Below are 13,960 nucleotides of genomic sequence, written 5' to 3' on the forward strand. Positions count from 1 at the left end.
TCGAGTGGATTTCGATCTGGGTGAGTCGGCCGACACGCTGCGCGGTGAGTTGCGTGAGCTGATCCGCGAGCAGGTACCCGCCGATTTTCTCGGTGCATTCACCGACGACCCGGCGGATCTCGCGGTGGCCCAACAGTTCTGCCGCATGCTGGCCCAGCGTCAGCTGTTGTGCATGTCCTGGCCCAAGGAATTCGGCGGCGGCGACGCGTCGGTGTGGGAGCAGACCGTCGTGCGCGAGGAGATGTGGGCGCACCACGAACCGCGCGGTGCGCAGTACATGGGCGTGAACTGGGTCGGCCCCATCATCATGCGCCACGGAACACCGGAACAGCAGCGCAAACACCTGCCGCCGATCGCCAACGGCGAAGTGATCTGGTGCCAGGGATTTTCCGAGCCCGAGGCGGGCTCCGACCTGGCGTCGCTGCGCACCTCGGCGCGCCGCGATGGCGACGGCTGGCGCATCAACGGCCAGAAGATCTGGACGTCGTACGCGACCATGGCGCAGTGGTGTTTCCTGCTGGCCCGCACCTCCAAAGGCGAGAAGAAGCAGCAGGGCATGACGATCTTTCTGGTGCCGATGGACGATCCGGCGATCACGGTCCGGCCCATTCGCACCATGATGGGTCCGCACCACCTCAACGAGGTGTTCTTCGATGAGTTGAAGGTCACCGAGGCCGACGTGTTGGGCACGGTCGACCAGGGCTGGTCCATCGTGCAGGATGTGGTGTCGTTCGAGCGGGTCGGCATCGCCAGATACGCCCGGTGTGAACGGCTCCTGCAGGCCGCGCCCGATGTGCTCGGCGACGCCTGGGAGGAGTTGCCCGCCGAACTGCGCGGCAGGTGGGCCCGGATGCTCACGCATTGCCGGCGCGCCCGCCTGATGGCTTACCGAGTCGTGGCGATGCAGGCCACCGGGCGGGTGAATCCCGGTGACGCCGCGGCCTATCGGATCGCGGTGACGCGCCTCGATCAAGACAGCGCCGAGGTGCTGATGGAGATAGCCGCGGTTCTACCGCGCGGTGACGGCGAGTACTTCCGCGCCGAGGTGGAGGATCACTGGCGCTATTCGCAGGCGTCGACGGTGTCGTCGGGCAGTATCGAGATGCAGCGCATCCTGTTGTCGCGCACGATGCTGGCGGGGGCGCGGGCATGAACCTCGACCTCAGCGACGACGCGAAAGAGTTTGGCCGCCAAGCACTCCGCGCGTTCGAAGCCGCAGGCGGAGATGCGCTGTTGCAACAAGCCGAGGCCAAACCCGAAGCCCGTGAGGCCCTGGTGACCCCGGTGCTCGACGGGCTCGGTGCACACGAACTCGACCCGCGCACCGATCCCGACTCGCTGGAGGCGGCCGCGGCCCTGTGCCGCAGTGCCGGGTACTGGGCATTGCCCTATCCGGTGGCCGAGCGGCTGGCCGGCACACTCGTCATCGCAGAAGATGCTCCGCAAGCCGCTGTCGCCGGGCTCGATACCAGTTGGGCTGCAGTGACACTGGATGGCCGATGCTTTCGCGTCGCCGGCACCTCAGGTGCCGGCCCGGCGTTCACCACGGCGCTGGAGCTCGCCGCGGTTGACGGTGACGCAGACGTGGCACTCGGCCTGGTACTGCCGTGCTGGACGCTGCTGGGCATGCTCGACCGCGCGATCGATCTCACCGTCGCGCACGTGAGCTTGCGAAAGCAGTTCGGCCAGACGCTGTCGTCGTTTCAGGGGGTCCAGTTCCAGCTGACCGAGGCCGAGGTGGAACGCAGCGGCGTCGACATGCTCGCCAAATATGCGCTGTGGAGCCTCGGCACACCGGATGCCGTCAATGACGCGCTCGCGCTGCGGATGGCCGCGGTCGAGGCTTCAGAGGTGGTCTTTCGCGTCTGCCATCAACTGCACGGCGCGGTCGGGTTCTGTGACGAGACGACGCTGTCGTGGTTGTCGCGCTACAGCCAGCCGTTGCGGCGCTTGCCGTTCGGGCTGTCGCAGACCCGCGACGCTCTGACGGCCCGCCTTGGCCGGCGCGGACTCACGGGATTGTTCTCGTGAGCGAGCTCGATGAATTCCGCGCAACCGTGCGGGACTGGTGTGACGCGCATGTGCCGACAGACTGGCGCGAAGCCCAGACCGGTGTCAGCGACGAGGAGTTCGTGACGTTCCAGAAATCCTGGTTCGCCGAATTGCACAGCGCCGGTTATGCGGTTCCGCACTGGCCGGCCGAATGGGGCGGCGGACTGCGGACGCGAGGAGCAACAGGGCCGATGCCGGTGCCGCAGCAGATCGTGCTCTTCCAGGAGCTTGCCGCGCACGACGCGCCGCGGCTCGTGCTGGCCTTCGTCGGGATCCACCACGCCGCCTCGACATTGTTGGCGGCCGGCACCGACGCGCAGCGACAGCGACACCTGCCGGCGATCCTCGACGGCGAGATCTGGGTGCAGGGATTCTCCGAGCCCGAGGCCGGATCGGATCTCGCCGCATTGCGGACGAGTGCTCGCGCCGATGGCGAGAACTTCATCGTCAACGGTCAAAAGCTCTGGGCCAGCGGCGCCATGCACGCGGACTGGTGCCTGCTGTTGGCACGCACCGACCCCGACGCGCCGAAACGCCATGGCATCTCGTACTTCCTGATGGACATGACGACACCGGGCATCGACGTGCGGCCCATCCGCAACGCTGTCGGCGATTCCCACTTCTGCGAGATCTTCCTCAACGACGTCGTCGTACCGGCCGCGAACCTGATCGGCCCGGTGAACGAGGGCTGGCAGGTCGCCCAAGCCACCCTGGGAGCCGAACGCGGCATGACGATGCTCGAGTTGGCCGAGCGGCTGAGCAACGCCGGATTCCGTTGGCTCGTGCAAGCGTGCTCACCCGTGGCCGATTCGGTTGTGGCAGATCGACTGGCACAGTTCGAGATCGAGCTTGCGGGGCTGCGTGGGCTCTGCCGCGATCTGGTCGAGCGGGCGGAGGCGGGTGCGGCCGGACCTGCCGATGCCTCGATTGTCAAGCTGTACTACAGCGAACTGCTACAGCGCATGACCGGCTTCGGTGCCGAGATCGGCGGTCTTGCTGCCCATACCGTGCTCGCCAAACCAGTGTCGAGCGGCTGGGAATCGGGTGCATGGATGCTTGACTTCATCGGCTCGTGGGAATGGACCATCCCCGGCGGGGCGAGTGAGATTCAGCGGACCATCATCGGCGAACGCGGACTGGGGCTGCCCCGATGAACTTCTCCGAACTCCATGACGAAATGCGCTCGGTTGCCGCCGATCTGCTCGCCAAAGACACCGTCGACTGGCCGCTGCTCATCCAGGCGGGCTGGGTCGGCCTCGACGTGCCCGACCACCTCGGCGGCGCCGGCGCCACGTTCGCCGAGGTTGCGGTGATCTGTGAGGAGATCGGCCGCGCGGCGGCGAAAACCGCATATCTCGGCGGGGCAGTGCTCGGCATCGGTGCGCTTCTTGGCCTGGAGCCCAACGAGTTCCGCGACGAGCTGCTGGCAGAGGCGGTAGAAGGCCGCCAACGGGTCACGCTCGCATTGCCAGGGGAAACGGCCGACGAACCGTTCGAGCTTGCCACCACGCGGCTCGGCTGGCGCGTTCACGGCCAGGCGACCTTCGTGTCCGACGCCGTGGGCGCACAGCGACTGCTGTTGCCCGCGCGCGACTCCGACGGGGTTGCGGTGATCGTCGACGTCACGGCCGATGCCGTCGGACTCACGGTCGCCGATCAGCCGGTGCTCGACGCGAGTCGCAGCCTCGCCACGGTGAGCGCGCACGGCGTCGAGGTCGACCACGCCGCGGTATGGCGCTTCGACGGTGATCCGGACACGCGGCTGCGCGAGCTGGGGGAGCGGGCCGCGCTCGCGGTCGCCTGCGACAGTCTCGGTGTCGCGCAGGCCATGCTCGACACCACCGTTTCCTACGTCGGGGTGCGCCGGCAGTTCGGCCGGCCGATCGGGTCATTCCAGGCCGTCAAACACGCCTGCGCCGACATGCTCGTGCAGATCTCGGTGGCTCGCCAACTCGTGACCGCCGCGGTGGCCGACTCCGACAGCACGGCGATCTCGATGGCCAAGTCCTATGCCTGCGACACCGCCGTGGACATCGCAGGCAAGGCCATGCAACTCCACGGCGGCATCGGTTACACGTGGGAGAGCGGCGTGCACGTCTACCTCAAACGAGCCGCGCTCAACCGGTCGTTGTTCGGATCCCCGGCAGCCCACCGCGCCCGGCTGGCCCAGCGTTATCGGTAGGTGCCGACCGTAGTGGGAGTACGGTGCGGCCTGTGCAAAAGCGACACCCGGGCTTCGCGACGACCGTCACGCGTGAGTTGGCCGAAGCCACCCTGCCCGACGTCGAAACGCTGATCGACCGGTTGCTGTCGGCGATCTTCACCGACAATCCCGAGTGGACCGATTACGGCAGTGTGCCCCGCGACGACCTGCGCGAAGGCTGCCGGGACTATCTCACCCGCGTGCTGGAACTGCTGAGTGGGCGGGTGCCGGGCCCGGATCCGGCCGACGAGGTGGTCGGGGCGATCGCCCGGCACCGGGCCGAGCAGGGCGTCCCGTTGGAGGTCATGCTGCGTACGTTCCGGCTCGGCGGCCGGATCGTGTGGGAGGCGCTGCTGGAGCGCGCCGAGCAGACGGGCGTCGCCCCCGACGATGTACTCGACGCCGGCACCGCCACATGGACCGTGATCGACGAGCTGTCCTCGGCGCTGTCGACGTCCTATCGCGACAGTGAGCAGGAGCGCGTCCGCCACGACGAGCAGCGGCGCAACGCCCTCATCGAGGACCTGCTCGGGCGGCGAGCCGGCGACACCGGTTTCGCCGCGCGCGTCGCGCGCGAGCTGGAACTGCCTGCGACCGGCGGTTATCTGGTGGTGGTTGCCGATGTCCGGCCGGACGGAACACCCGCGCTCGCCGGCCCGCGAACGGTGCTCGACGCGCTCGGCTTCCGGTCGGTCTGGCAGACCAAGGTCGACACCCGCATCGGCGTGGTGGCACTGGAGCAGCGCGACGCCGCCGACGTCGTCGCATGTCTTCGCCCGTTGGCCCGGGGGCGGTCCGCGGCCTCGCCCGCGGTGTCCGGGCTCGCCGAAGCCGCCACCGCCTACACGCTCGCGATGATCGCGCTCAGCATGGCGCCGTCGACCGCGACCGAGCTCGTATGCCTCGACGAGCACTACCCGGAGGCGCTGCTCGTGCGGTCGCCCGACCTGGCTCAGCGGCTGGTCGCCCGCAATCTCGGCGGCATCCTCGACCGGCCCGCCCGCGAACGTGAGGTCCTGCTCGAGACGCTCGTCGTCTGGCTCGAGGAGGACCGGTCGACCGCCAACGCCGCGGTGCGGCTGCACTGCCACCGCAACACGGTGCTCAACCGGCTGCACCGGATCACCGAGCTGGTCGGCAGAACACTGCACGGCAGAGCCGCCTACGTCGAACTGTCGCTCGCGCTGTCGGTGCTCGACCTCCCGCAGATTGGGCAGTCTGCCCAATCTGGGTGACTCAACGCTGGGCCGTCGCGCATGGTGGCCGCGCTCACACCGCAGCAGACTCAAGGGCGTGCGTGAGTTCGACCTTCTGGTTATCGGCGGTGGCCCCGGCGGCTATGTGGCGGCGATCCGGGCGGCCCAACACGGGCTCTCGGTCGGTCTGGTGGAAAAGGAACGTCCGGGCGGGGTGTGCCTGAACTGGGGCTGTATCCCCACCAAGGCCATGCTGCGGTCCGCCGAGGTGCTGCAGACCGTGCGCGACGCCGCCGAGTACGGAATACGGGCCGACAACGTCGGTTTCGACTACGCCGCGGTGCGTGGCCGCATGACCGAGGTCGTCACCAGCCTGACCGACGGTGTCGCCGGATTGCTGAAAGCCAACGGCGTCACCGTGATTGAAGGACACGCCCGGTTCACCGGCGCGACGACGGTCGACATCTACGACGTCGCAGCAATCGACGGACCGCGCTACGCGGCCACCCCGGGGCAGCTCGTCGACGCCGCCACCGCGCGCGACGTCATCATCGCGACCGGTTCCACGCCCATCCCGTTGCCCATACCGGGTGCCGACCTGCCCGGCGTGATCACGTCAGACGGCGCGTTCGGGCTGACCAGTGTGCCCGAACGGGTCGTGATCGTCGGGGGCAGCGCCGTCGGCGCCGAATGGGCCAGTCTGTTCGCGGCATTCGGCAGCACGGTGACCGTCGTCGAGATGCGCAGTACGCTCGTCCCCGCCGAGGACGCCGAAATCGGTGCGGCACTGGGCCGCTCGTTCAAGCAACGCGGCATCACGGTGCTCACCGAATCCACCGTCACCTCGATCGCCCAAGCGGACGCATTGCGCGTGACGGTCGACGGGCCGAAGGCCGCCGAAATCGACGCCGATGTGGTGCTTTTCGGGGTGGGCCGCAAACCGAACACGGCCGACCTCAGCCTCGACGCGGCGGGCGTAGCGGTCGACGAGCGCGGGTTCATCGCCGTCGACGACAAACTCCGCACGAACATCGAACACGTCTACGCGATCGGCGATGTCACCGGTAAGGCCTTGCTCGCCCACGTCGCATCGCACCAGGGTCTCACCGCGGCCGACGTCCTTGCCGGCCACGACAAGCAGATCGACTACAACGTCGTGCCCGCCGCCACGTTCACTCACCCCGAGATCGCCAGCGTCGGCCTCACCGCGGACGCGGCGAAGGCGGCCGGGCACGACCCGGTCACGGCGAAGTTCCCGTTCGCCGCGCTCGGCCGGGCCCGAACCTTCGGTGACACCGAGGGTTTCGTGAAGATCGTCGCCGGCCGGAAGTACGGTGAAGTACTCGGCGTGCACATCATCGGTCCGTCCGCCAGCGACCTGATCACCGAGGGTGCGTTGGCGATCACGCTCGAGGCCACGCTCGACGAACTCGCCGACACCATCCACGCACACCCGACGCTCGGCGAGATCGGCATGGAAGCCGCACTCGCCGCGCTGGGCCTGCCCGTACACATCACTCCGCCGAAGCGTTGAGGAGCACCCGATGACCGACACGATCGACCGGCCGACCCATGTCGGAGAAGATCTCGAAACCCTGTGCGGCTACTACCGCCAGATGGTGTTGATCCGGCGGTTCGAGGAGCGCGCCGCGCAGGGCTACACCCAGGCGAAGGTGGGTGGTTACTGCCATCTCAACCTCGGTGAGGAGGCAACGGTCGTCGGCCTGATGGCTGCGCTGCGCCCCACCGACTACCTGTTCACGAACTACCGCGAGCACGGCTACGCGATCGCCAAAGGCATCGACCCCAAACGGGTCATGGCCGAACTGTTCGGCCGCACCACCGGCACCTCCAAGGGGTGGGGTGGGTCCATGCACATGTACGACACCGAGACACGCCTGCTCGGCGGTTACGGCATTGTCGGCGGCCAACTTCCGCTCGCAGTCGGCGCCGCGCTGGCGATCGACTACCGCGGTGGCGACGACGTCGTGATGTGCCAGATGGGCGACGGCACCACCAACATCGGTGCCTTCCACGAGTCGCTCAACATCGCCGCGTTGTGGCGGCTGCCCGTGGTGTTCGTCGTGATCAACAACAACCTCGGGATGGGCACGACCGTCGAGAAGTCGTCGGCCGAACCCGAGCTCTACAAACGAGCCGCGGCGTACCGCATGACGGGTGAGCGGGTCGACGGCACCGATGTGCTGGCAGTCCGCGACGCCGCACGCCGGCTGGTCGAGGCGGCCCGCTCCGAAGGCAAACCCGCACTGCTGGAAGCCGTCAGCCATCGCCTGCGCGGGCACTCCGTGGTCGATCCGGCCAAGTACCGCACCGAAAGTGACGTGGCCGCCGCGCACGAGGCCGATCCGCTGACGCTCTTCAAACACACGCTGCTACATGCCGGTGCCTTCGACGAAGACGGCGCCGCGGCGCTGGAGAAATCCGCGCAGGAAGAGGCCGACGCCGCCGTCGCGTTCGCCGACGCCAGCCCGCACCCCGATCCGTCGACGTTGTTCGACTACACGTATGCGACCCCGGTTCCCGGTGAGTCACGCCGGCTGCCCGCTGACCCGTTGTTCTGACCGCATTCCCAGCAAGAAGGAAAACCGTTGTCTGTCATCAGTTATCGCGAAGCGCTGCGCGACACCCTGCGTGAGGAAATGCAGCGCGACGATTCGGTCTTCCTGATCGGCGAGGAGATCGGGATCTTCGAAGGCTCGTACAAGATCACCGCCGGGCTGCTCGCCGAGTTCGGCGAGAAGCGCGTGCGCGATACCCCGATCGCCGAGGAAGGTTTCGTCGGCGCTGCCGTGGGGGCCGCGATGCTCGGGCTGCGGCCGGTTGTCGAGATCATGACGATCAACTTCTCGCTGCTCGCGCTCGACCAGATCGTCAACCACGCCGCCAAGATCTACGGCATGTTCGGTGGGCAGACCAGCGTGCCCATGGTCATCCGGACGCCGGGCGGTGGCGGACAACAGCTCGGCGCAACGCATTCCCAGAACATCGAGCTCTACTACGCGTTCGTCCCCGGGCTCAAGGTGGTCGCACCGAGCACCCCGGCCGACGCACGTGCGCTGTTGCGGGCCGCGATCCGCGACGACGACCCCGTGCTGTTCCTGGAGAACCTCGCGCTCTACAACACCAAGGGTGAGGTACCCGCCGACCTCGCGCCCGCCGAGATCGGCAAGGCCGCGGTGCGCCGGGCCGGAACTGACATCACGATCATCGGCTACTCCCGGATGGCCGCTGTCGCAAAGCAGGTCGCGCGGCGGCTGCACGATGAGGACGGAATCGAAGCCGAGGTCATCGATCTGCGCAGCCTGCGTCCGCTCGACCGGGACACCCTGGTGGATTCGGTCCGCAAGACCGGCTGTGCCGTCATCGCCGAGGACGACTGGCTCACCTACGGCATCGGCGCCGAGGTCGCCGCGTCCATCTCCGACGGCGCGTTCGACTACCTCGATGCCCCGGTGCGCCGCGTCGCGGCCGCCGAAGTTCCCCTGCCCTACGCCAAACCGCTCGAGCAGGCCGCGCTGCCCTCGGCCGAATCGCTCTACACCGCGGCACGCGAAACACTGGCCGCCGTCGGCCGGCTCTGAGACAACCTGAGGAACACACGTGCCTGAAATCACCATGCCCCGGCTCTCTGACACGATGGAAGAGGGCGTAATCATCGCCTGGCACAAGAACATCGGCGATCGGGTGGAGCGCGGCGACATTCTTGCCGAGATCGAGACCGACAAGGCCATCATGGAGCTCGAGTCCTACGACGAGGGCATCCTGGAGCGCATGCTCGCCGGGGAAGGCGACCGGGTGCCCATCGGCATCCCCATCGCCGTCATCGGCGACGGCAGCGGCGCCTCGACCGAACCGGTCCCCGCACCCACGCCCGCGCCCGCTCCCGCCGCAACCCCACCAGCCCCGGCACCTGCGCCAGCCGCACCGCAGGCGTCCGGCGATCGGCCGAAAGCCTCACCGCTGGCTCGCAAGATCGCCGCCGAGAACGGTGTCGACCTGGCCGCCGTGACCGGGAGTGGGCCCGGAGGCCGGATCATCCGCAAGGATGTCGAGAACCTGCGCCCCGCCGAAACACCCGCCGCCCCAACCCCTGTCGAAGGCGACTTCGACGCGGTGCCGCTGACCACGTTGCAGCGGGTCGCGGCCAAGCGCCTCACCGAGAGCAAGCAGACCGCACCGCACTTCTATCTCACCGCGGCCGTGGACGTCACCGCATTGCTGACGTTCCGGGAGACCGTCAACGACAGCCTGCTGGCCGCGGACGGACCCAAGGTCAGCGTCAACGACTTCATCGTCCGGGCCGTGGCATCGGCTCTCCGCAGCAATCCCGGCGTGAACGTGTCGTTCGGCGGTGACGTGCTGCTGCACCACCACGGTGTGCACATCGGCGTCGCGGTCGCGGTGGAGGCCGGTCTCGTCGTGCCGGTGGTCCGCGACGCCGACCGCAAGTCCGTGTCGCAGATCGCCGTCGAGACCAAGGAGATGGCCGGGCGCGCCCGGATCGGCAAGTTGCGGGCCGACGAGATGTCCGGCGGCACTTTCACGATCTCCAACCTCGGCATGTTCGGTATCGAGCAGTTCGCCGCGGTCATCAATCCGCCCGAGGCCGCGATCCTCGCGGTCGGCGCGGCCAGCGACGAATTGCGCCTGATCGACGGCGAGGTGGTGGCCCGAAAGATCCTGCGGCTGACGCTCTCGGCAGACCATCGGGCGATCGACGGCGCGACCGGTGCGGTGTTCCTGCGTGATCTGACGACGCTGCTCGAAAACCCGTTGCGCATCGTCGCCTGACACGTCCGCGATGAGTTTTGTTCGCGGCTGCGGTCGGTACCCATGACCGACCGCACACCGTGAAGGAGACAACATCGTGGTTACCCGTCAGACCGCCCCGCTGGGCGCCCCCACCTGGATCGACCTGACCACCTCCGACGTCGAGCGGGCCAAGCGGTTCTACGGCGCGGTGTTCGGCTGGACCTTCGAAACCGGCGGCGAGGAGTACGGCGGCTACGTCAGTGCGTTCCTGGACGGGCGCGTGGTCGCCGGGATCATGCACAACGATCCGCAGTGGAATTCGCCCGACTTCTGGACCACTTATCTGCACACCGCCGACGCCGAGGCCACCGTGGCCGCGGCCACTGCGGCCGGCGGCAGCAACTGTGGTGGCGTCATGGACATCCCGGCCAAGGGCCGGATGGCGATGATCACGGACCCGGCCGGAGCGTTCTTCGGGGTGTGGCAGCCCGCGGGGCATCAGGGATCGGAGGCGTTCAACGAACATGGGGCGCCGCTGTATCACCAACTGACCACCCGCGACTATGCCGGATCGCTCGACTTCTACCGCACGGTGTTCGGCTGGACCACCAAGACGGTGTCGGACACCGACGAATTCCGCTACAGCACAGCAGCATTCGACGGTGAGGAACTCGTAGGCGTGATGGACGGCAGCGTGTACCTGCCGGAGGGCGTGCCGTCGACGTGGACCTGCTTCATGGGCGCCGAAGACGTCGACAAGACCATCGAGTTGATCGTCGAGAACGGCGGCTCGGTGGCGCGCGCGGCCGAGGACACCCCGTACGGCAGGCTGGCCGCGGTGGCCGACCCGACCGGAGCCGGGTTCAACCTGTCATCTTTGCAGGGCTGAGGTGTGTCGACGGGGTGGGTGCGGGTACCTCTGAAACCATGCCTCGTCACGAGATCTACCTCAAGGCGTGCATCAACGGCGCACGCACCCCGGATCAACACCCATCCCTGCCGGTGACGCCTGAGCAACTGGCCGACGCGGCTGTCGCGGTCCATCGTGCCGGGGCGGTGGCCGTGCACCTGCACCCCAAGACCGCAGACGGCGTGGACTCCCTGGCGCCCGAGCACGTCGCCGCGGCGGTGTCGGCGGTGCGCCAAGCCGTCCCCGGCCTACCGCTCGGTGTCACGACCGGCTACTGGGCACTACCCGATCCTCGGGCTCGACTGCGGGCCGTCGAGGCATGGGATGTACTGCCCGACTTCGCATCGGTCAACTGGCACGAGCCGGGTACCGAGGATCTCGCTCGGCTCTTGCTGAGCAAGGGCATCGGCGTCGAGGCGGGGCTGTTCGACGCCGAGGCAGCGCTGGCGTGGGCGGGGTCAGATCTCGCCGAGCACTGTATGCGCGCCATGGTGGAGCTGCCACCTGACAGTGACACGACCACCGCCGACGTGCTCCTCGGCGAGATCATGTCCGCCAACCTGCCGATGCCGGTGTTGTTGCACGGCGAAGACGAAAGCTGTTGGCCCCTACTGGAACACGCGGGCGCGAAACGCGTCCAGGCCCGGATCGGCTTGGAGGACACCCTCTTGCTTCCCGACGGCGCCCCCGCGCCGGACAACCCGGCGCTCGTCGCGGCGGCGATGCGGCTGCTCAGTCGGTAGACGCGGCCAGCGCGAAGTCGGCGAAGTCGAAGCCGGGCACCACGACACAACTGACGAGGGACGGTTCGTCGTCGCGGGGCCGGGCACGTTGCCAGTGCCCAGGCGGAACAAGCACCTGTGGTTGCTGACGCGCGGTGATGTCGGAGCCCAGCAGATGCGTTGTCGCACTGTCCTGTTGTGCGCCGATCTCCAACAACAGTGGGCTGCCGCGATGGTGGAACCACAGTTCGGCACTGCGCACGGTGTGCCACGCCGACTGCTGGCCCGGCATGAGCAGGAACAGGATCGCGGTGCCGGCGCTGCGCGGTCCGGTGTAGCCCGACGGCAGCGATGACTGGCTGATGGTCAGCTCGCTGCGCCAGGTCTCCCGGTACCAACCGCCTTCGGGATGTGGGGCGAGGTCGAGTCGCCTGGCCCAGTCGGGTAGTTCGGTCACACCCGATAGTCTCGTCGGTATGGTTCGTCTGCGTCCAGGATGGCTGGTGGCACTGTGTGCGGCGATCGTGGTGGTCGCCGCTTGGTTGCCCTGGTTGACCACCGGCGTCGACGGCGGTGGCCGCGCCAACGCGATCGGCGGAGCGGTCGGCAGCATCGTGCTGCCACGCGGCTTCGGGCCGGGTCAGCTCATCGTGCTGCTCGGGTCCACCCTCATCGTCGCGGGCGCGATGGCCGGGCAAGGCATCTCCGAACGCTGGGCATCGCTTGCCGGAGTGCTGATTTCATTGGTTCTCGTCGCACTGACCGTGTGGTACTACACGCTCAACGTCAAACCGCCGGTCGCGGCCGGGTATGGGCTGTATGTCGGCGGCGGGTTGGCGCTGCTGGCGGTGGTGTGCTCGGTGTGGGCGCTGGTGGCGACGGTGGGGCGTTGATGAGCGAGTTCGTGACGCCGGTGGTGCTGACCGGCGAACGGTGGGTCACGTTGGAACCGTTGACGCGTGCGCACATCCCGGAGATCGACGACGTCGCTGCGGACGGCGAACTGGGCACGCTGTGGTACACGATGACGCCGGCGCCCGGCGCGGCCGAATGGTGGGTCGAGCGGATGCTGCAATTGCGCGCGGCCGATCACGGGGTCAGCTTCGTCGTGCGCAGCCTCGACGGCCGGCTCGTAGGTTCGACGAGCTATCTGAACGTCGACGGCCCTAATCGACGGTTGGAGATCGGGCACACGTGGTACACCGCAGCTGCGCGGGGCACCGGAGTCAACGCCGAAGCCAAGCTGCTACTGCTGAGCCACGCCTTCGACGAGTTGGGTTGCGTCGCAGTCGAATTCCGAACCCACTTCTTCAACTTCGCGAGCCGGGCCGCGATCGAGCGGCTCGGCGCCAAGCAGGACGGCGTGCTGCGCAGCCACCAACTCGGGCCGGACGGCATACGCCGCGACACCGTGGTGTATTCGATCATCGACATCGAATGGCCGGCAGTGCGGTCCAACCTGAGGTTCAGGTTGGACCGCCGCGGCCGGCCTGTTTAATCTGCGTCGACGGTGTTGGTCTCGATCGACTTCCTGTCGGCGCCGTGGGCCACCTCGATCTTGCGTGGCTTGGCGCGTTCGGCGATCGGGATCGTGACCGTGAGAACGCCGTTCTCGTACGTCGCGGAAATCGCCGACGCGTCGACGCCGTCGCCGAGCGACAGTTGCCGTCGGTAGCTGCCGAAGAACCGCTCATTGGCCAGCCACTGCACGGACTGCTCCGAGCGGGCGGTCCGGTGTGCCGAGATGGTCAGTGTGCCGTTGTCGACGTTCACGTCCACCGAGCCCGGGTCGATGCCCGGAAGATCCGCGGTGAGGACGTAGTGGTCGTCGATCTTGCACAGGTCCATCGGCATGAACCGCGGTGTGCGAGTTGACCCGGCATCACCTGACAGCAAACTCCTGGTCAACGCATCAAGGTCACTGAACGGATCAAAACGAAGCACAGCAATCCACCTCCTGTGTCGACTCAAGGCCCGCCACCCTGGCGGGCAGCCAATCACTGTGCAACGCCGATGTTAGCACTCGCGATAGGAGAGTGCTAGTACATTTCCGGATCAAAATTGGGTACCTGAGCAGTGCGAAGATCGATTCTTCGGCAGATGA

General features: G+C 67.7%; 15 protein-coding genes. 13 read left to right on the forward strand and 2 right to left on the reverse strand.

What is annotated here, in order from left to right:
* The first annotated feature begins 4 nt into the window (after positions 1 to 4).
* From ACOI2T_RS06180 to ACOI2T_RS06230, 11 genes are all read left to right on the forward strand, one after another.
* The gene (locus ACOI2T_RS06180) at positions 5 to 1,153 is read left to right on the forward strand and encodes an acyl-CoA dehydrogenase family protein (RefSeq protein WP_409506166.1); all 1,149 of its coding nucleotides are present in this window, start codon (positions 5 to 7) and stop codon (positions 1,151 to 1,153) included.
* Positions 1,150 to 2,031, forward strand: a complete 882-nt coding sequence (locus ACOI2T_RS06185; RefSeq protein ID WP_409506167.1) for an acyl-CoA dehydrogenase family protein — start codon at positions 1,150 to 1,152, stop codon at positions 2,029 to 2,031. The genes ACOI2T_RS06180 and ACOI2T_RS06185 overlap by 4 nt, the downstream gene beginning before the upstream one ends.
* Positions 2,028 to 3,206, forward strand: a complete 1,179-nt coding sequence (locus ACOI2T_RS06190; protein ID WP_409506168.1) for an acyl-CoA dehydrogenase family protein — start codon at positions 2,028 to 2,030, stop codon at positions 3,204 to 3,206. Before ACOI2T_RS06185 ends, ACOI2T_RS06190 begins: the two co-directional genes overlap by 4 nt.
* Complete coding sequence (locus tag ACOI2T_RS06195) at positions 3,203 to 4,234, forward strand: acyl-CoA dehydrogenase family protein (protein WP_409506169.1); 1,032 nt, start codon at positions 3,203 to 3,205, stop codon at positions 4,232 to 4,234. Before ACOI2T_RS06190 ends, ACOI2T_RS06195 begins: the two co-directional genes overlap by 4 nt.
* Before the next feature lie 32 nt (positions 4,235 to 4,266).
* A complete protein-coding gene (locus ACOI2T_RS06200; protein WP_409506170.1) occupies positions 4,267 to 5,490 on the forward strand; it encodes a PucR family transcriptional regulator in 1,224 nt (407 codons plus the stop codon).
* A 58-nt stretch (positions 5,491 to 5,548) separates the two neighbouring features.
* Positions 5,549 to 6,985 carry a dihydrolipoyl dehydrogenase gene (gene lpdA / locus ACOI2T_RS06205; RefSeq protein ID WP_409506171.1) on the forward strand — a complete coding sequence of 479 codons (1,437 nt, stop codon included), beginning with the start codon at positions 5,549 to 5,551 and terminating at the stop codon, positions 6,983 to 6,985.
* A gap of 10 nt (positions 6,986 to 6,995) precedes the next feature.
* Entirely contained in the window at positions 6,996 to 8,033 is a 1,038-nt protein-coding gene (gene pdhA, locus ACOI2T_RS06210) for a pyruvate dehydrogenase (acetyl-transferring) E1 component subunit alpha (RefSeq protein ID WP_409506172.1), read from the forward strand.
* Positions 8,034 to 8,069: 36 nt separating this feature from the next.
* Positions 8,070 to 9,053, forward strand: coding sequence for an alpha-ketoacid dehydrogenase subunit beta (locus ACOI2T_RS06215; protein WP_409506218.1), 984 nt, complete (start codon positions 8,070 to 8,072; stop codon positions 9,051 to 9,053).
* A gap of 19 nt (positions 9,054 to 9,072) precedes the next feature.
* The gene (locus ACOI2T_RS06220) at positions 9,073 to 10,263 is read left to right on the forward strand and encodes a dihydrolipoamide acetyltransferase family protein (protein WP_409506173.1); all 1,191 of its coding nucleotides are present in this window, start codon (positions 9,073 to 9,075) and stop codon (positions 10,261 to 10,263) included.
* Between the two features lie 76 nt (positions 10,264 to 10,339).
* The gene (locus ACOI2T_RS06225; protein ID WP_409506174.1) at positions 10,340 to 11,113 is read left to right on the forward strand and encodes a VOC family protein; all 774 of its coding nucleotides are present in this window, start codon (positions 10,340 to 10,342) and stop codon (positions 11,111 to 11,113) included.
* A gap of 38 nt (positions 11,114 to 11,151) precedes the next feature.
* Complete coding sequence (locus ACOI2T_RS06230; protein WP_409506175.1) at positions 11,152 to 11,877, forward strand: 3-keto-5-aminohexanoate cleavage protein; 726 nt, start codon at positions 11,152 to 11,154, stop codon at positions 11,875 to 11,877.
* Here ACOI2T_RS06230 and ACOI2T_RS06235 read toward each other — a convergent pair.
* The gene (locus ACOI2T_RS06235) at positions 11,867 to 12,313 is read right to left on the reverse strand and encodes a cupin domain-containing protein (RefSeq protein ID WP_067845966.1); all 447 of its coding nucleotides are present in this window, start codon (positions 12,311 to 12,313) and stop codon (positions 11,867 to 11,869) included. The two genes, ACOI2T_RS06230 and ACOI2T_RS06235, sit on opposite strands and share 11 nt — an antisense overlap.
* A 19-nt stretch (positions 12,314 to 12,332) precedes the next feature.
* Here ACOI2T_RS06235 and ACOI2T_RS06240 point away from each other — a divergent pair, with 19 nt between their 5' ends.
* Both ACOI2T_RS06240 and ACOI2T_RS06245 read left to right on the forward strand, forming a co-directional pair.
* A complete protein-coding gene (locus ACOI2T_RS06240; protein ID WP_409506176.1) occupies positions 12,333 to 12,749 on the forward strand; it encodes a hypothetical protein in 417 nt (138 codons plus the stop codon).
* Positions 12,749 to 13,354, forward strand: coding sequence for a GNAT family N-acetyltransferase (locus ACOI2T_RS06245; RefSeq protein WP_409506177.1), 606 nt, complete (start codon positions 12,749 to 12,751; stop codon positions 13,352 to 13,354). The genes ACOI2T_RS06240 and ACOI2T_RS06245 overlap by 1 nt, the downstream gene beginning before the upstream one ends.
* On the opposite strand, the gene ACOI2T_RS06250 is transcribed toward ACOI2T_RS06245, so the two are convergent.
* Positions 13,351 to 13,800 carry an Hsp20/alpha crystallin family protein gene (locus tag ACOI2T_RS06250; RefSeq protein WP_067845956.1) on the reverse strand — a complete coding sequence of 150 codons (450 nt, stop codon included), beginning with the start codon at positions 13,798 to 13,800 and terminating at the stop codon, positions 13,351 to 13,353. The genes ACOI2T_RS06245 and ACOI2T_RS06250 overlap by 4 nt on opposite strands.
* Positions 13,801 to 13,960 lie beyond the last annotated feature (160 nt).

Origin of the sequence: Mycolicibacterium wolinskyi str. Jessa 2025 (assembly GCF_049241375.1) — a bacterium.
Lineage (GTDB): Bacteria > Actinomycetota > Actinomycetes > Mycobacteriales > Mycobacteriaceae > Mycobacterium > Mycobacterium wolinskyi.

What these genes read in the sequence shown, in the direction of transcription:
- ACOI2T_RS06185 (WP_409506167.1), top strand. Translation starts at nt 1,150, where the DNA reads ATGAACCTCGACCTCAGCGACGACGCGAAAGAGTTTGGCCGCCAAGCA.
- ACOI2T_RS06195 (WP_409506169.1), top strand. Translation starts at nt 3,203, where the DNA reads ATGAACTTCTCCGAACTCCATGACGAAATGCGCTCGGTTGCCGCCGAT.
- pdhA (WP_409506172.1), top strand. Translation starts at nt 6,996, where the DNA reads ATGACCGACACGATCGACCGGCCGACCCATGTCGGAGAAGATCTCGAA.
- ACOI2T_RS06230 (WP_409506175.1), top strand. Translation starts at nt 11,152, where the DNA reads ATGCCTCGTCACGAGATCTACCTCAAGGCGTGCATCAACGGCGCACGC.
- ACOI2T_RS06240 (WP_409506176.1), top strand. Translation starts at nt 12,333, where the DNA reads ATGGTTCGTCTGCGTCCAGGATGGCTGGTGGCACTGTGTGCGGCGATC.
- ACOI2T_RS06245 (WP_409506177.1), top strand. Translation starts at nt 12,749, where the DNA reads ATGAGCGAGTTCGTGACGCCGGTGGTGCTGACCGGCGAACGGTGGGTC.